Source organism: Burkholderia sp. M6-3, assembly GCF_050858985.1.
Lineage (GTDB): Bacteria > Pseudomonadota > Gammaproteobacteria > Burkholderiales > Burkholderiaceae > Paraburkholderia > Paraburkholderia caledonica.
Map to the genome: position 1 here is coordinate 3098954 of NZ_CP110090.1, position 15405 is coordinate 3114358.

The 15405-nt window shown below is 61.1% G+C and carries 16 protein-coding genes; 8 read left to right on the plus strand and 8 right to left on the minus strand.

Features of this window, described 5'->3' with window-relative positions:
- The first annotated feature begins 101 nt into the window (after nt 1-101).
- Nucleotides 102-290 (plus strand): hypothetical protein, encoded by a 189-nt coding sequence (locus tag OH764_RS13405; RefSeq protein ID WP_410800438.1) that lies wholly within the window; start codon nt 102-104, stop codon nt 288-290.
- A gap of 140 nt (nt 291-430) precedes the next feature.
- Here OH764_RS13405 and OH764_RS13410 read toward each other — a convergent pair whose 3' ends face one another.
- Nucleotides 431-1519 (minus strand): Rossmann-fold NAD(P)-binding domain-containing protein, encoded by a 1089-nt coding sequence (locus tag OH764_RS13410; protein ID WP_498847126.1) that lies wholly within the window; start codon nt 1517-1519, stop codon nt 431-433.
- Nucleotides 1520-1647: 128 nt separating this feature from the next.
- Here OH764_RS13410 and OH764_RS13415 point away from each other — a divergent pair, with 128 nt between their 5' ends.
- The 3 genes from OH764_RS13415 (at nt 1648) to OH764_RS13425 (ending at nt 4744) form a co-directional block, all read left to right on the plus strand.
- Nucleotides 1648-2679, plus strand: a complete 1032-nt coding sequence (locus OH764_RS13415; RefSeq protein WP_498847127.1) for a CDP-6-deoxy-delta-3,4-glucoseen reductase — start codon at nt 1648-1650, stop codon at nt 2677-2679.
- A 391-nt stretch (nt 2680-3070) separates the two neighbouring features.
- On the plus strand, nt 3071-4255 hold the full coding sequence (locus OH764_RS13420; RefSeq protein ID WP_087752873.1) for an acetylornithine transaminase: 1185 nt from the start codon (nt 3071-3073) through the stop codon (nt 4253-4255).
- Between the two features lie 15 nt (nt 4256-4270).
- Nucleotides 4271-4744 carry a GNAT family N-acetyltransferase gene (locus tag OH764_RS13425; RefSeq protein ID WP_498847128.1) on the plus strand — a complete coding sequence of 158 codons (474 nt, stop codon included), beginning with the start codon at nt 4271-4273 and terminating at the stop codon, nt 4742-4744.
- Nucleotides 4745-4851: 107 nt separating this feature from the next.
- On the opposite strand, the gene OH764_RS13430 is transcribed toward OH764_RS13425, so the two are convergent.
- The 7 genes from OH764_RS13430 to OH764_RS13460 all read right to left on the minus strand — a co-directional run bounded on the left by OH764_RS13430 (nt 4852) and on the right by OH764_RS13460 (nt 11891).
- Nucleotides 4852-5556, minus strand: coding sequence for an ABC transporter ATP-binding protein (locus OH764_RS13430; protein WP_027804809.1), 705 nt, complete (start codon nt 5554-5556; stop codon nt 4852-4854).
- A 17-nt stretch (nt 5557-5573) separates the two neighbouring features.
- On the minus strand, nt 5574-6347 hold the full coding sequence (locus OH764_RS13435; protein WP_013340264.1) for an ABC transporter ATP-binding protein: 774 nt from the start codon (nt 6345-6347) through the stop codon (nt 5574-5576).
- A gap of 18 nt (nt 6348-6365) precedes the next feature.
- A complete protein-coding gene (locus tag OH764_RS13440) occupies nt 6366-7535 on the minus strand; it encodes an ABC transporter permease family protein (protein WP_498847129.1) in 1170 nt (389 codons plus the stop codon).
- A gap of 22 nt (nt 7536-7557) precedes the next feature.
- Complete coding sequence (locus tag OH764_RS13445; protein ID WP_013340266.1) at nt 7558-8508, minus strand: branched-chain amino acid ABC transporter permease; 951 nt, start codon at nt 8506-8508, stop codon at nt 7558-7560.
- 229 nt (nt 8509-8737) lie between these two features.
- Nucleotides 8738-9940, minus strand: coding sequence for a branched-chain amino acid ABC transporter substrate-binding protein (locus tag OH764_RS13450; RefSeq protein ID WP_498847130.1), 1203 nt, complete (start codon nt 9938-9940; stop codon nt 8738-8740).
- 533 nt (nt 9941-10473) lie between these two features.
- Nucleotides 10474-11433, minus strand: a complete 960-nt coding sequence (gene ispH / locus OH764_RS13455; protein WP_498847131.1) for a 4-hydroxy-3-methylbut-2-enyl diphosphate reductase — start codon at nt 11431-11433, stop codon at nt 10474-10476.
- A gap of 2 nt (nt 11434-11435) precedes the next feature.
- Complete coding sequence (locus OH764_RS13460; RefSeq protein WP_020069108.1) at nt 11436-11891, minus strand: FKBP-type peptidyl-prolyl cis-trans isomerase; 456 nt, start codon at nt 11889-11891, stop codon at nt 11436-11438.
- 177 nt (nt 11892-12068) lie between these two features.
- On the opposite strand from OH764_RS13460, the gene radC reads away from it, so the two are divergent.
- The 4 genes from radC (at nt 12069) to nadB (ending at nt 15365) form a co-directional block, all read left to right on the plus strand.
- Nucleotides 12069-12833: a JAB domain-containing protein gene (gene radC / locus OH764_RS13465; RefSeq protein WP_498847132.1), complete on the plus strand. Its 765-nt coding sequence runs from the start codon at nt 12069-12071 to the stop codon at nt 12831-12833.
- Between the two features lie 283 nt (nt 12834-13116).
- Nucleotides 13117-13350, plus strand: coding sequence for a 50S ribosomal protein L28 (gene rpmB, locus OH764_RS13470; protein WP_006050117.1), 234 nt, complete (start codon nt 13117-13119; stop codon nt 13348-13350).
- Between the two features lie 10 nt (nt 13351-13360).
- Nucleotides 13361-13528 carry a 50S ribosomal protein L33 gene (gene rpmG / locus OH764_RS13475; protein WP_007180630.1) on the plus strand — a complete coding sequence of 56 codons (168 nt, stop codon included), beginning with the start codon at nt 13361-13363 and terminating at the stop codon, nt 13526-13528.
- A gap of 238 nt (nt 13529-13766) precedes the next feature.
- Complete coding sequence (gene nadB, locus OH764_RS13480) at nt 13767-15365, plus strand: L-aspartate oxidase (RefSeq protein ID WP_498847133.1); 1599 nt, start codon at nt 13767-13769, stop codon at nt 15363-15365.
- The last annotated feature ends 40 nt before the right edge of the window (nt 15366-15405 follow it).

A 15405-nucleotide genomic window follows, 5' to 3' on the forward strand; every position in this document is an offset into this window, starting at 1 on the left:
GCGACCGCGCATGCGATCGACGCTGCGCTGCAGCATGCTCTTCATCAGGCCGCGCCCTATACTCGTTTAAACAAAGACTACAAAGAGTTCAAGGAGCGGCCATGATCGTCCATAACGGAGTCATGCTCTCGTACGTGTTGCCGGCGTTCGTATGTGTCGGGTTGCTAGTGATCGGCGGACTGCTGATCGTCATGCGGCTGCGGCACAAATACGATCCGAATCTGATCGGCGCGTTGATCGGCGGAATGTTGTGCTTCCTGCTGCTTGAAGCACTGCCAGCGCTGACGTGAGTCACGACGCGCGCTGCCATGCGGTGCTGTGGTGTGCCGTGCGGCGACGCTTCACCAAGTTGTCCGGCCGACGCCCGGCGGACTTTCTTTGCCGCTGCGTCGCCAGGCTTTTGAGGCAACGCGATACCTCTGCCGGGCCTTCACGGCGTGCTTGCAGCGCCCATAGCAGCGTCTTTAGCCACTTCCCCAGCGCCTGCCGCTTGCTGCAGAAAATCTTCGACGCTCGGATAGCGCAGGCGTATGCCTAGCTCTTCTTTCAGGCGGCGGTTCACGAGCCGTCTCGACTCGCGCATGAATGACAGCAAGGTCGGCTCGATCTGCTCTTCAGCCTGAGCCCGCGTGATACGCGGCGCACGCGCCAAACCAAACGCGTCGGCGACAAGATCGAAGTACTCACCCATTTTCAGCGACGAGTCGTCGGACGCGTGAACCACGCGCGCCGGCCTGCCGCGAGTGGCGAGGCGCACGAGGATCGCGGCGAGGTCGTCCGCATGAATGTGGTTGGTGTAGACGTCGTCGGCATCGACTAGCGCCGGTGTGCGTTTTTCAAGCCGCGCGAGCGGCAGACGATTGGCTGCATAAATGCCCGGAATCCGCGCGATGCTCGCAGCAATCGACCCGCGAGCGGTCGCGCGTCGCAATTGCTGTTCGGCCGACACGCGACGTTTTGCACGCGCATTGGCCGGTTCCGTGACGCGCGTCTCGTCGATCCACGCCCCGCCGCAATCGCCATAGACGCCTGTCGTGCTCGCATACACGATGCGCAACTGCGCTCGTGAAGCGGCGGCGCGGCGAAGGCCGTCGGGTACAATATCGGCTGGTTCCGGGAGTGGCCGTGCTTGTGCCCATGAAGCGCGCGCGCGGCGCAAGCGCCCGACCGGCGCGATGGTGGCGCGGGTCCCATGCGTGCGTGACACCGCGCGAGCGCGGCGCATCGCGAGAGCTGATAGCAACGCGCGAGTGCGGCGGTCGTCGTCGCCGGTTTTCTGCGGCGGCGCCAGATGCAGCACTGTGGGCGCGAGGCCCGCGAGCCGTTTCAGGCTGCGGCGTTCGTCGAGATCGCCGACCAGCGGCGAAACGCCCGCGGCACGCAACTCGGCGCTGCGCTCCGCATGGCTTGTCAGTGCAAAGACGTGGGCGCGCTGCAACAGCGGTACGCAGCGCATGCCGACATCGCCGCAACCTACGATCAGCACGCGCGGACGGCGGAAGTTTCGTGTGGCTTTCATGGTGCACGCATTGTAGCCGTCAAGCTCGCGGGGCGCCGGGCGACAATACCGCTGGCTCCGACGATCCCGGCTGTGCGTGCCCCGTCTCTCCGTTTAACGATTACCGACTTTTCGACTTCGAACACTTTATGGCATTCAACGTCACGCTCCGGCAAAGCGGCCGGCAGTTTCAGGTAGAACAGGACGAGCCGGTGCTGAACGCCGCCTTGCGTCAAGGCATCGGTCTGCCGTATGGCTGCAAGAACGGCGCGTGCGGTTCGTGCAAAGGCGCTGTGGTCAGCGGCCAGGTCGAACAGCGCGCACATTCGTCGTCGGCTTTGTCGAACGAAGAAAAAACGCGCGGCATGGCGCTCTTCTGCTGCGCAACGGCGTGCTCCGATCTCGAGATCGATATCCGCGAAGTGGCAGGTGTGGGCGACGTGCAGGTGAAAAAACTGCCGTGCCGTGTGAATGCGATCGAGCGCAAGGCCGACGACGTCGCCGTACTCAAGCTGCAATTGCCTGCTAACGAACGTCTGCAATATCTTGCCGGCCAATACCTCGAATTCATTCTGAAGGACGGCAAGCGCCGCAGCTATTCGATGGCGAATGCGCCGCACGCCGAAGGCCCGATCGAATTGCACATTCGCCACATGCCTGGCGGCGCCTTCACCGACCACGTGTTCAACGCCATGAAGGAGCGCGATATCCTGCGCTTCGAAGCGCCGCTCGGCACGTTCTTCCTGCGTGAAGAGTCGGACAAGCCGATCGTGCTGCTTGCTTCGGGCACCGGCTTCGCGCCGCTGAAGGCAATCGTCGAGCATGCGGTGTTCAAGAACCTGAACCGCCCGATGACGCTGTACTGGGGCGCGCGTCGCAAGAAAGATCTGTATCTGCTCGAACTGGCCGAACAATGGGCGCGCGAAATCCCGAACTTCAAGTTCGTGCCGGTGCTTTCGGAGCCGGACGCGAGCGATGCGTGGACCGGCCGCGTGGGCTTCGTGCATCGGGCAGTGATCGAAGACCTTCCCGACCTGTCCGCGTATCAGGTATATGCGTGCGGCGCGCCGGTCATGGTCGAGTCGGCACAGCGCGATTTCACGCAGCATCACAGCCTGCCCGAAGACGAGTTCTACGCGGACTCGTTCACGAGCGCCGCTGACCTGGCGAACGCGGTTTAACTCGAAACCCGCTGAAAGAAACGGCCCGCTCGTAACAACGAGCGAGCCGTGCCTGAGACAACATGTCAGCATGAATACAGGCGCGAAAAAACTGCCAGACGCGCCCATCGCGATGAATTCGTGCAAATTCAAGGTTTACACCAGCGCTTTTATTGTCGTATTCTTTCGCGCATGAACCGCATCCAATCCGAACTTCGACGTCGCCGCTCGCCGCTTCCCTAGGGACGCCGCCGGCTTCGTCACGGATTCGCGCTACAACAAAGCGCAAGCTGTTCGAATCATGAAAGCCACGGCATGCCGTGGCTTTTTTGTTTTTCCTGCCCGTTTGCTCATCGGCTGACGTGCGCCAACGCCTTATCCACCTCTTACCCGCTGTCTGGAGCCTGCCGTCATGAATTTCAATGAATATCCGATCGAGTCGCTGATGTACATCACCAACCGGCCCGAAATCGTTTTCACGCACGGCAAGGGCTCGTGGCTCTACGACAACAACGGCAAGCGATATCTGGACTTCATTCAGGGCTGGGCGGTCAATTGCCTGGGTCATTGCAACGAAGGCATGATCGAAGCGCTGAACCAGCAGGCGAAGCTGCTCTTCAATCCGTCGCCGGCTTTCTACAACGAGCCGATGGCGAAGCTCGCGGCGCTGCTCACGCAGCATAGCTGCTTCGACAAGGTGTTCTTCGCAAACAGCGGCGCCGAGGCGAACGAAGGCGCGATCAAGCTCGCGCGCAAGTGGGGCAAGAAGTTCAAGGACGGCGCATTCGAAATCATCACGTTCGATCACAGCTTCCACGGCCGCACGCTCGCCACGATGTCGGCAAGCGGCAAGCCGGGCTGGGACACGATCTACGCGCCGCAAGTGCCGGGTTTCCCGAAAGCGGATCTGAACGACATCGCGTCGGTGGAAAAGCTCATCAACGCGAAAACGGTCGCGGTGATGCTCGAACCGATCCAGGGCGAAGGCGGCGTGATTCCGGCAACGCGCGAATTCATGCAGCAACTGCGTGAGTTGACCCGCAAGCACAATGTGCTGCTGATCGTCGACGAAGTGCAAAGCGGCTGCGGCCGTGCCGGCACGCTGTTCGCGTATGAGCTGTCGGGCATCGAGCCGGACATCATGACGCTCGGCAAGGGTATTGGCGGTGGCGTGCCGCTCGCGGCGCTGCTCGCGAAAGCTGAAGTCGCCGTGTTCGAAGCAGGCGACCAGGGCGGCACGTACAACGGCAATCCGTTGATGACCGCGGTCGGTTACTCGGTGATCTCGCAACTCACCGCGCCGGGCTTCCTTGAAGGCGTGCGTGCGCGCGGCGAGTATTTGCGCGCGAAGCTGCTCGAGTTGTCGGAAGAGCGCGGTTTCAAGGGAGAGCGCGGCGAAGGTCTATTGCGTGCGCTGCTCCTCGGCAAGGACATCGGCAACCAGATCGTCGAAAAGGCGCGTGACATGCAGCCCGACGGTCTCCTGCTGAACGCGGCGCGTCCGAACCTGCTGCGCTTCATGCCTGCGCTGAACGTCACGAACGAAGAGATCGACCAGATGATGGCGATGCTGCGTTCGATCCTCGACACGCTGTAATTGCACAGAACGCGTATGACGACGACCGCGACCGCAACACTCTCTATCCGCCGCTTCGACGCGAGCGACACCGACGCGGTGGTCGCGCTGTGGCAGCAGGCCTTCCCGGAATACAGGGACGTGACGAAGCCGCAGCGCAACCCGCATCTGTCGATTGCGAACAAGCTCGCGACGCAGCCCGAGTTGTTCTTTGTAGCGGTGCTGGCTGAGCGAGTGGTCGGCACGGTGATGGGCGGCTACGACGGTCATCGCGGCTGGCTTTATTCACTCGCGGTGGACGAGTCGTTGCGGCGACATGGCATCGGCTCGCGTCTCGTCGCACACGTCGAAAATGCGTTGACGGCGCTTGGTTGCCCGAAGCTGAACCTGCAGGTGTTGTCCGCGAAGAGCGACGTCCGCGCGTTTTACGAGGCGCTCGGTTATCGCCCGGATGCGGTGGTCAGTTTCGGCAAACGTCTTGGTGAGTTGGCGGACTCGCCGCCGGTTTAGTTTTCAGGCGCTTCATGCGTCGTAAAAAGAAAAAGGCCGCATGCGTTTGACTCACGCATGCGGCCTTTTTACATCGGCGGTTCAGCTTGAAGGGCTATTTACCCCGCTTATTCACCCAGATAAGCCGCCCGGACCTTCGGATCGTCCAGCATCTGCTTCGCGTCACCCGACATCGTGACGAGACCCGAGTCCATCACATAGCCGCGATTCGCCGCCTGCAACGCAAGACGCGCGTTCTGCTCGACGAGCAGCACGGTCATGCCTTCAGCGGAAATTGCGCGCACCACTTCGAAGATCTTCTCGACCATGATCGGCGACAAGCCCATCGACGGTTCATCCAGCAGCAGCAGCTTGGGACGCGAGATGATCGCGCGCGCCATGGCCAGCATCTGCTGCTCGCCGCCCGAGAGCGTGCCCGCGTATTGCGTGGCGCGCTCTTTCAGACGCGGAAAGAAACCGAACATACGGTCGACGTCGGCCTTGATGCCGTCGTTGTCGCTGCGCAGATACGCACCCATCTGCATATTCTCGACGATCGACATGCGCGCGAAGATACCGCGACCTTCCGGCACCATCGCGAGGCCGCGCTTCAGAAGCTCATGCGGCGGCACGCCCTTGATCGACTGACCCATGTACTCGATGTCACCTGCGGCATACGGCTTGAGCCCGGTGATCGCCTTCATCGTCGTGGTCTTGCCCGCGCCGTTCGCGCCGATCAGCGTGACCAGCTCGCCCTGGCCGACCTCGAGGTCGATGCCCTTCACTGCCTGGATGCCGCCGTAATTGACCTGCAGGCCCTTGATTTTCAACATTGCTTGCGTCGTGGACATCAGTGGACTCCTGCACCCAGATAAGCTTCGATCACCTTCGGATCCTTCTGCACGTCTTGCGGCAGTCCTTGCGCAATCACCTTGCCGTAGTCGAGCACCGTCATCTGGTTGCACAGACCCATCACGAGCTTCACGTCGTGCTCGATCAGCAGGATCGTCTTGCCGTCGGCGCGGATCTTGTCGAGCAGTCGCGTGAGTTCGACTTTTTCCGTTGCGTTCATGCCGGCAGCGGGTTCGTCGAGCGCGAGCAGCTTCGGATCGGTTGCAAGCGCACGCGCAATTTCGAGGCGGCGCTGGTGGCCGTACGACAGATTGCGCGACGTGTAGTCCGCGTACTGCGCAATGCCGACGTACTCCAGCAGTTCGATCGCGCGCTCCTTGATCTCACGCTCTTCCTTGCGCTCGGCCGGCGTCTGGAACACCGCGCCCAGCAAGCCGTGTTTCGTGCGCACGTGCCGGCCGACCATCACGTTTTCCAGAGCGGTCATGCCACCAAAGAGACGGATGTTCTGGAACGTACGGGCAATGCCCGCCTTCGCCACCTGATACACCGCGGTCGGCGTGTAGTTCTGGCCGTCGAGCTTGAAGTCGCCCGAGTCAGGCGTGTACAGGCCCGTGATCACGTTGAAGAACGTTGTCTTGCCGGCACCGTTCGGGCCGATCAGACCATAAATCTGGCCGGCCTTGATTTCGAGGCCGACGTCGGACAGTGCCTGCAAACCGCCGAAGCGCTTGTTGACGCCCTTTACCGACAGTCGAATGTTATCGCTCATGTTTTTTCTCCCTGTCCGTCAGGCGCGCACCGGCTTCTTGCCGCTACGCTTCGACAGTTTCGCAATCTTGTCTTCGTGCTTCGGCGACGGCCACAAGCCTTCCGAGCGATACAGCATGATGAGCACCATCGCGAGTGCGTAGACCAGCTGGCGGATCACTTCGGTGTCGACGATTTCATGGCCGAACAGCATGTGCTGCAGCGGACCCATCGTCGAGCGCAGGAATTCCGGCAGCACGGCGAGCAGCACCGCGCCGAGAATCACGCCAGGAATGTGGCCCATGCCGCCCAGCACCACGCACGCCAGCACGACGATCGACTCCGGCAGCGTGAACGATTCAGGTGACACGAAGCCCTGGAACGCGCCGAACATCGCGCCCGACAGACCGCCGAACGACGCGCCCATCGCGAACGCGAGCAGTTTCACGTTACGCGTGTTGATGCCCATCGCCTTGGCGGCGATTTCGTCTTCGCGGATCGCGGCCCATGCACGGCCGATACGAGAGTGCTGCAAACGCGTACAGACCCAGATCACGAGCAGCGCGGCAAGCACGAACAGGTAGTAGTACGAGTACACCGACGGGAACTGGAAGCCGAACAGCGAGTGCGTCTGCGCGAGACTGAAGTCGCCCAGGTGCACCGAATCGATCCCGGTAATGCCCTTCGGGCCGTTGGTGATGTTCACCGGACGGTCGAGGTTGTTCAGGAAGATCCGGACGATTTCCCCGAAGCCCAACGTCACGATGGCGAGGTAATCGCCTCGCAGACGCAGCGTCGGCGCCCCGAGTATCACGCCGAAAAACGCCGCCACCGCCATCGCGCACGGCACGATGATGAGAAACGGCACGTGCAGTCCGTTCGGTGCGAGATGCGCGATCCACTCGAACTGCGAGGCCAGATGCGGCGAGGACAGCAGCGCCGCGGTATAGGCGCCCACCGCGTAGAAGGCGATATAACCCAGGTCGAGCAGGCCGGCAAAGCCGACCACGACATTGAGACCGAGTGCCAGCATCACGTACAGCATCGCGAAGTCGAGCACGCGAACCCAGTAGTTGCCGCCGGCGGTGCCGATGATCATCGGCGCAGCGATCACGAAGAACGCGGTGATGATGCCGACGGTCAGCGTCTTCGCCAGGTTCTTCTCGGGAATGAGCGTCGTGGACGGCTCGATCGGTTGAATTGAGGTCATTTGATTTACTCCTTGGCCTGGATCAAGCGCGATCCGCAACGCGTTCGCCGAGCAGACCCGACGGACGGAACACCAGCACGATGATCAGCACGATGAACGCAAACACGTCCTGATAGTTACTGCCGAACACGCCACCGGTCAGGTTGCCGATATAGCCGGCGCCCAACTGTTCGATCAGCCCCAGAATCACGCCGCCCACCATCGCGCCGCCGAGATTGCCGATACCGCCGAGCACCGCCGCGGTAAAGGCCTTCAGGCCGGGGATGAAGCCCATGTAGAAGTGCGCGTTGCCGTATTCGGACGCGATCATCACGCCGGCGAGCGCAGCAAGTGCCGAGCCGATCATGAAGGTGGCCGAGATCACGAAGTTCGGGTTCACGCCCATCAGCGAGGCGACGCCCGGGTTCTCGGCGATGGCGCGCATCGCGCGGCCGAGCTTGGTCTTGTGCACGAGCAGCAGCAGGCCTGCCATGACGAGGAACGCGACGACGATGATCACGATTTCAGTCATCGAGATCACGGCGCCAGGCGTCGTGTCGGTGGCCTTGATCACGTTCAGCGGATCGGTGGGCAGAAGCTGCGGGAAAGGCAGCGGGTTGCGCGACCAGATCATCATGGCGAGCGTTTGCAGCAGGATCGACACGCCGATCGCAGTGATCAGCGGAGCGAGACGCGGCGCCTTGCGCAGGGGCCGGTAAGCCACGCGCTCGATCGTGTAGCCCACCACCGCGCAAACCACGGCGGCGATTGCCAGCGCGATGCACAGCGTCGGCACATTGCCGAGGCCAGGGAAGTGGTTTTGCAGCACGCCTATGGCGGAGAGCGCGACCATCGCGCCCACCATCAACACATCGCCGTGAGCGAAGTTGATGATGCCAAGAATGCCGTAAACCATCGTATAGCCCAGTGCGATGATGGCATAAACGCTGCCCAGCACCAGTCCGTTTAGGATCTGCTGGATGAAGATATCCATTTAATGCTCCTTAGCCCGTGCGACTGGATTCGCGCTCTTCATCAGCCGGTGGGCGGTGATGCGTTACGGAATCTCAACGGCACTGCGGGTACTGATGTAAAAGACCGGTAAGGGTTTATCCGCCGCCGGTTTGCCCAGACGACTGGGTCACAGTCGCAGGCTCGCCTTCAGCGGATGCAAAAACGGCACCGTTGGGTGGTTCGGTGCCGTCAGGCTGAACGTCCCGTCATCACATCTTCACGACGTCGAGAACCGCTTTCTTGCCGTCCTTGAAGTCGTAAAGCGTAATGGCGCCCTCTTTCAAATCACCCTTGTCGTCGAACGCGATGCGGCCGATTACCCCGTGGTAATCGGTGGACGGCATCGCAGCCAGCACCTTGGGCGCCTCGATCGAATTAGCGCGCTTCATTGCATCGACAATCACGTACACAGCGTCATACGTGAACGGTGCGTAAATCTGCACCGGCGTGTGGAAGCGGTCCACGTACTTCTTCTCGAAGTCCGCTCCCCTGTCCATTTTCGAAAGCGCGAGTCCCGCTTCCGAACAGACCAGGTTTTGCACTGCGGTTCCCGCCAGCTCCCCCACCTTGTCGGTACACACGCCGTCGCCGCCAAGGATTTTTGCCCTGATACCGAGCGCCGCCGCCTGTTTGGCAAACGGCCCGCCCGTCGCGTCCATGCCGCCGAACATGATGGCGTCCGGATGAACACTTTTGATCTTTGTGAGGATGGCCCGGAAGTCCGTGGCCCGGTCGTTCGTCGCTTCCCGCGCGACGATCTTCGCTCCGCTCGCCTCGACGGTCTTCGCGAATTCGTCCGCGAGCCCCTTACCGTAGGCGGTTGCATCGTCCACGACGGCGATGCGTTTGGCGCCCAACGCCTTCGTGGCGTAATTGGCGAGCGCCGGACCTTGCTGCGCGTCGGTCGCGACGACGCGGTAGGTCGTCTTGAAACCTTGCTGCGTGTACGCCGGGTTCGTCGACGAAGGCGAGATCTGCACGATGCTTGCGTCGCTATAAATCTTCGAAGCCGGAATCGAGACACCCGAATTCAGATGCCCGACCACGGCCACCACGTGATCGTCCACGAGCTTCTGCGCGACCGCCGTACCGGCCTTCGGATCCGCCGCGTCGTCTTGCGCGTCGAGCTGCAAGTCGATCTTGTGGCCGTCGATCGTCAGTCCTTGTGCGTTGATTTCCTCGACCGCGAGACGCGCGCCGTTTTCATTGTCCTTGCCCAGATGCGCGATGCCGCCCGTCAGCGGGGCTGCATGGCCGATCTTCACAACGATTGCTTCGCTCGCCGGCGCAGCGGATGCCGCCACTGCCGCCGATGCTCCTGCTCCCGCCTCGCCATCCTGTTTTTTGCCGCACGCGGTCAGCATCGCAACCGCGGCCGCGATGGACACGGCGTAAGCAAACTTGACTCGCATTAAATAGGTCTCCCGCGCCTTGCAAAATCTATTGTTCGGGACCCTAAGGCCTTGAGAACGCGCGCATTGTAACTCCAATTTTGCGACGGGCAATATTGTTGAACCGGCAGGGTTTTCCTGCATTGCAACCGCTTTTCAAGACCGCATTGAAGCCGAAGGCGCAACCCGGTTGCGACTGATTTTCGTGCATCAGTTGCACCAGCGTGGGACCCATTGGCATCAAGTGTTGCAGACGCGTTGTTCGAGCCCCGGTCGGACCGCGCTTTCGCTTAAATCATATTTAAACGGCGCTGCGTCCATCTCGGCACCATGTTAGTGCGTCAAAATAGTTTGCGGCCGGATCAAACGTCATAAAACGGGGTCATAGTCATCAAATTTCAATAAACGTCGGATCGGATTCGCGAAAAAATATCGAAATGGGACGCCAAAAATCGGTGCCTCACTCGATATGGCACCAATTACGAACGGCGCCCGCCGGCCACGGGCAAAAAAAAGCGCGCCCGAGGGCGCGCTTTTTTGACAATTGCAAAAGGTCAGGCTGGCAGACCCAAGCCACGCGGCAACGGGAACGCGATGTTTTCCTCAATGCCTTCGAGCGCGCGCACGTTTCGCACGCCAAGCTCGCGCAAGCGGGCAATCACGGCCTGCGCAAGCACTTCGGGAGCCGAAGCACCGGCAGTCACGCCGATCCGGCGCTTGCCCTCGACCCATGCAGGATCGATCTGGTCGGGCGAATCCACCATATAGGAAGGCACGCCGAGCTTTTCGGCGAGTTCGCGCAGCCGGTTGGAGTTCGAACTGTTGGGGCTGCCGACCACGATCACCAGGTCGCACTGCGGCGCCATGAATTTGACGGCGTCCTGGCGGTTCTGCGTGGCGTAACAGATGTCCTGCTTCTTCGGCTCGCGAATGGACGGATATTTCGCCTTGAGCGCGCCGATGATCTCCGCTGCGTCGTCGACGGAAAGCGTGGTCTGGGTGACGAACGCAATCCGGTCTGGGTGGGCCAGTTCCAGCGCCTGCACGTCTTCGATGTCCTCGACGAGGTACATGCCTTCGCCCGCCTGGCCCATCGTGCCTTCCACTTCTGGATGGCCCTTGTGACCGATCATGACGATGTCGAAGCCGTCTTGCCGCATCTTCGCCACTTCGATGTGCACCTTGGTGACGAGCGGGCAGGTGGCGTCGTAGACGCGCAGCCCGCGCGATTCGGCCTCGCTGCGCACCGCTTTCGAGACACCGTGCGCGCTGAAAATGACCGTATTGCCGGAGGGCACCTCTTCCAGACGCTCGATGAAAATAGCGCCCTTCTTGCGCAGATCTTCGACGACGTAGGCGTTATGGACGATTTCGTGGCGCACGTAGATCGGCGAACCGTGCAGCTTGATAGCCCGCTCGACGATCTCGATAGCCCGATCGACGCCGGCACAGAAACCGCGCGGCTGAGCCAGCAGGATCTCCGTTTCGGCAAGGGTCGTATCCGCGATGATCATGTTTAAAGAATCCCGATGATTTTCACTTCGAATGCCAGCGCCTGGCCGGCAAGCGGGTGGTTGAAATCGAACAGGGCCGACGTTTCGTTCACTTCTTTCAGAACGCCAGCGTAGCGGCCGCCGCCCGGCGCGTTGAATTCGACCAGGTCGCCTGGCGAAAAATCCTCGCCGATCATGCTGTTTTCTCGCAGCGTGGCCAGAGACACGCGCTGGATCAACTCCGGATTGCGGGGACCGAATGCGGCCCCGGGGGCTAGCTGAAAGGTCGAATGGTGGCCGACCTTCAAACCCATCAGAATGTCTTCCAGCGGCGGTGCGAGTTGCCCCGCGCCGAGCAGCAGCGTGGCGGGCTTGTCGTTGAAGGTATTGATGACTTCGGCGCCATCGGCAAGGGAAAGCCGGTAGTGAAGCGTCACGTGTGAACCGGCCTTCACTTCGGAAATGTCGATGATGCTCATGCAATGCTCGCTCAGTCGAAGCGCGCTCTCACGCGTGCGCCGCGGGGCGCAGCTGACGCGTGCGGCAAACCGTCGGCATGCCGTGCGCAAAGCGTCTATTGTAAGCCACATGGCTGGCCTCGGCTTGCGTCCGTCGCGCGCACCGGGCCGAACCCCAAGCGGAGGAATTGTCTGTATATGTCTGATTATGCGTCGACGATCGACGAACCAATGTTGGATTTCGCTCGTTCGCCGCAGGGTGCTTCGGCGCCCACGGCGGACAGATTGCGTCGCAGGCGCAAATGGCCTAAGCGTGACATGCCGCGTGAGCGGCTGATTGACCAGGGCCCTAGCGTACTGTCAGACACTGAAATGATCGTGCTGGTACTGGGCTCCGGCTTGCCGGGCCACGATGTTTTCAGCGTGGCTCGCGAGTTGCTCGACCGTTTCGGCTCACTGCGGGCAATGCTCGACGCGACTTACACGGACTTCGACGGGCTGCGCGGCATCGGGCCCGCGAAAAAAGCGCAATTGCTCGCGATCATGGAAATGGCGCGCCGCTCGCTCGTCGACAAAATGCGCCGCCGGTCGCTCATGAATTCTCCGGAAGCGGTCGAAAACTACCTGCGCCTGCTCATAGGCGGCCGTCCGCACGAAGTGTTCGTGTCGTTGTTTCTGGACGCCCGGCACCGGCTTATCCGCAGCGAGGAAAGCGCGCGCGGGACGCTCACGCGCATGGCGGTGTATCCGCGTGAGATCGTGCGGCGCGCGTTGACGCTCAATGCCGCGAGCCTGATCGTCGCGCATAATCATCCGTCTGGCGCTGTGCGGCCGAGCGCGAGCGACTGCAGCCTGACGCGCGCACTGCGCGAAGCGCTTGCGCTAATCGACGTTCAACTGGTCGATCATCTGGTGATCGGCTCCGACAGCGTATACTCCTTTGCCCGCGACGGTTGGCCCTGACGTTGGACCATGCGTCGACGCCTGCAGCTCGCCCCGAAACGGTACGGAAAAAGCACGAACGGCAAAGGAAAAGGCCCTGCGCCGTGTCTTGCTGCCGCAAATAAGGTTTGATTTTGCGGCTTTTTTTCTGCTAGAATTCCGGTTTGCCTGTTTCCAACCCCCTGTTCCGAAGCCACCAAGGCGTTCCGGAAAGGATACGTGCCTGAATTTCAGCGCGACTCTTTTCTTTTCGGGAAACTTTCACGGCGTTCGAACTCAGAATTAGCGTATTAGGAGTGCTCTCATGGCACGCGTATGCCAAGTAACTGGGAAAGCGCCGATGAGCGGCAACAACGTTTCCCACGCGAACAACAAAACCAAGCGCCGGTTCCTGCCGAACCTGCAAAGCCGCCGCATTTGGGTGGAAAGCGAAAACCGTTGGGTGCGTCTGCGTATTTCGAACGCCGGCCTGCGCCTGATCGACAAGAACGGTATCGACGCTGTGCTCGCAGATCTGCGCGCACGCGGTGAAGCCTAAGGAGTAAATCATGGCGAAAGGCGCACGCGACAAGATCAAGCTGGAATCGACCGCAGGCACGGGTCACTTCTACACGACGACGAAAAACAAACGCAACATGCCGGAAAAGATGCTGATCAAGAAATTTGATCCGGTCGTCCGTAAGCATGTTGAGTACAAGGAAACCAAGATTAAATAAATCTTGGCTCCTGCCGCCTGACGACGGCAAGACATACACAAAAAGCCTCGCATTCGTGCGAGGCTTTTTGCTTTGGACTAACCAAACCAGCTGACCCTGAGTCGCCATCGTCGGCGATACAGAGTCTTATAACCTTCAGCCAGCTTTCCCTCGACCGTCGCGGCGCGTATCCTTTCCCGTTTTAGCAGCGCGTAAATCGCACGCTGCTACAGCAAAACGAAAGACGGAGATGCGAGCAATGGAATTCGATGTGGCGATTGTCGGTAGCGGTCTCGCGGGACTGAGCGTCGCGCTCAACCTCGCGCAGACGCGGCGGGTCGCGGTGATCGCCAAGCGGTCGATAACCGAGGGTGCGAGCGATTGGGCGCAAGGCGGCATTGCCGCGGTGCTCGATTCGGCGGACAGCATCGAGAATCACGTGCGCGATACCCTCGTTGCAGGCGCCGGCTTGTGTGATGAAGCCGCGACGCGTTTCATCGTCGAGCACGGACGCGCTGCTATCGAATGGCTGATTGAACAAGGCGTGCCGTTCACCAAAGACGACTCCGCGGAACTCGGCTTCCATCTGACTCGGGAAGGCGGCCATAGCCATCGGCGGATCATTCATGCGGCGGATGCGACGGGCCATGCGGTAGTCGCCACGCTGAGCGAGCGTGTGCGGCAGCATCCGAACATCACACTGCTGGAAGATCACTACGCAATCGACTTGATCACGTCTGACCGGCTCGGACTGCCGGGCCGCCGTTGCCATGGCCTGTACGCGCTCGATGTAGAAAGCGGACGCACCGTCACGATCGAGGCGCCGCATACGGTGCTTGCCACCGGGGGCGCCGGCAAGGTCTATCTGTACACGACAAATCCCGATACCGCGACGGGCGACGGCATCGCGATGGCATGGCGTGCAGGCTGCCGGGTCTCGAATATGGAATTCATCCAGTTCCATCCCACCTGCCTCTTCCACCCGTACGCAAAGTCGTTCCTGATCTCCGAAGCGGTGCGCGGCGAGGGAGGCGTCCTGAAGCTGCCGGACGGCACGCGGTTCATGCCGAATCACGATGAACGCGCCGAACTGGCACCGCGCGACATCGTGGCGCGCGCGATTGACTTCGAGATCAAGAAACGCGGCATAGATTGCGTATATCTAGATATCAGCCATCAGCCGGCGGACTTTCTTCGCGAGCATTTTCCAACGATCCTCGCTCGGTGCCTCGAATTCGGTATCGACATCACGAAGGAACCGATCCCCGTAGTTCCGGCGGCACATTACACGTGTGGTGGCGTGGTAACCGACCTGACCGGCCGCACCGATCTCGCAGGGCTCTATGCAGTCGGCGAAACATCTTGCACTGGATTGCACGGCGCGAACCGCCTTGCCAGCAATTCGCTGCTCGAGTGCCTCGTGCTTGGCCGCTCGGCGGCACGTGCGATCGAAGAAGAGGGATTCTGCGGCGCCGTCCACGCGCCTTTGCCAGACTGGGACGAGAGCCGGGTTTCGGACCCCGACGAAGAAGTGGTCGTCGCACACAATTGGGACGAGCTTCGCCGGCTCATGTGGAACTACGTCGGCATCGTGCGCACGGACAAACGCCTCGCGCGAGCCAAACACCGGCTGGCGCTATTGCGCGACGAGATTCACGAGTATTACGCGAACTTCAAGGTGAGCCGCGATTTGCTCGAGTTGCGCAATCTGGTGGACGTAGCCTCGTTGATCGTGGACGGCGCGCGCTCCCGGCGCGAAAGCCGCGGCCTGCATTTCAGCCGCGACTGGCCGGCAACTTTGCCGAAAGCGCTGCCGACCGTGCTCTCGCCCGAGCACGTCCGAAACCGCAACGTATGATCGAAGGCGAAACGCCACCGCCGGCTCCGGGCCGGCGGTG

Excerpts from the sequence above, each read along its gene's own strand:
- OH764_RS13405 (WP_410800438.1), top strand. The coding sequence starts at position 102 with ATGATCGTCCATAACGGAGTCATGCTCTCGTACGTGTTGCCGGCGTTC.
- OH764_RS13410 (WP_498847126.1), bottom strand. The coding sequence starts at position 1,519 with ATGAAAGCCACACGAAACTTCCGCCGTCCGCGCGTGCTGATCGTAGGT.
- OH764_RS13415 (WP_498847127.1), top strand. The coding sequence starts at position 1,648 with ATGGCATTCAACGTCACGCTCCGGCAAAGCGGCCGGCAGTTTCAGGTA.
- OH764_RS13420 (WP_087752873.1), top strand. The coding sequence starts at position 3,071 with ATGAATTTCAATGAATATCCGATCGAGTCGCTGATGTACATCACCAAC.
- OH764_RS13425 (WP_498847128.1), top strand. The coding sequence starts at position 4,271 with ATGACGACGACCGCGACCGCAACACTCTCTATCCGCCGCTTCGACGCG.
- OH764_RS13430 (WP_027804809.1), bottom strand. The coding sequence starts at position 5,556 with ATGTTGAAAATCAAGGGCCTGCAGGTCAATTACGGCGGCATCCAGGCA.
- OH764_RS13435 (WP_013340264.1), bottom strand. The coding sequence starts at position 6,347 with ATGAGCGATAACATTCGACTGTCGGTAAAGGGCGTCAACAAGCGCTTC.
- OH764_RS13440 (WP_498847129.1), bottom strand. The coding sequence starts at position 7,535 with ATGACCTCAATTCAACCGATCGAGCCGTCCACGACGCTCATTCCCGAG.
- OH764_RS13445 (WP_013340266.1), bottom strand. The coding sequence starts at position 8,508 with ATGGATATCTTCATCCAGCAGATCCTAAACGGACTGGTGCTGGGCAGC.
- OH764_RS13450 (WP_498847130.1), bottom strand. The coding sequence starts at position 9,940 with ATGCGAGTCAAGTTTGCTTACGCCGTGTCCATCGCGGCCGCGGTTGCG.
- ispH (WP_498847131.1), bottom strand. The coding sequence starts at position 11,433 with ATGATCATCGCGGATACGACCCTTGCCGAAACGGAGATCCTGCTGGCT.
- OH764_RS13460 (WP_020069108.1), bottom strand. The coding sequence starts at position 11,891 with ATGAGCATCATCGACATTTCCGAAGTGAAGGCCGGTTCACACGTGACG.
- radC (WP_498847132.1), top strand. The coding sequence starts at position 12,069 with ATGTCTGATTATGCGTCGACGATCGACGAACCAATGTTGGATTTCGCT.
- rpmB (WP_006050117.1), top strand. The coding sequence starts at position 13,117 with ATGGCACGCGTATGCCAAGTAACTGGGAAAGCGCCGATGAGCGGCAAC.
- rpmG (WP_007180630.1), top strand. The coding sequence starts at position 13,361 with ATGGCGAAAGGCGCACGCGACAAGATCAAGCTGGAATCGACCGCAGGC.
- nadB (WP_498847133.1), top strand. The coding sequence starts at position 13,767 with ATGGAATTCGATGTGGCGATTGTCGGTAGCGGTCTCGCGGGACTGAGC.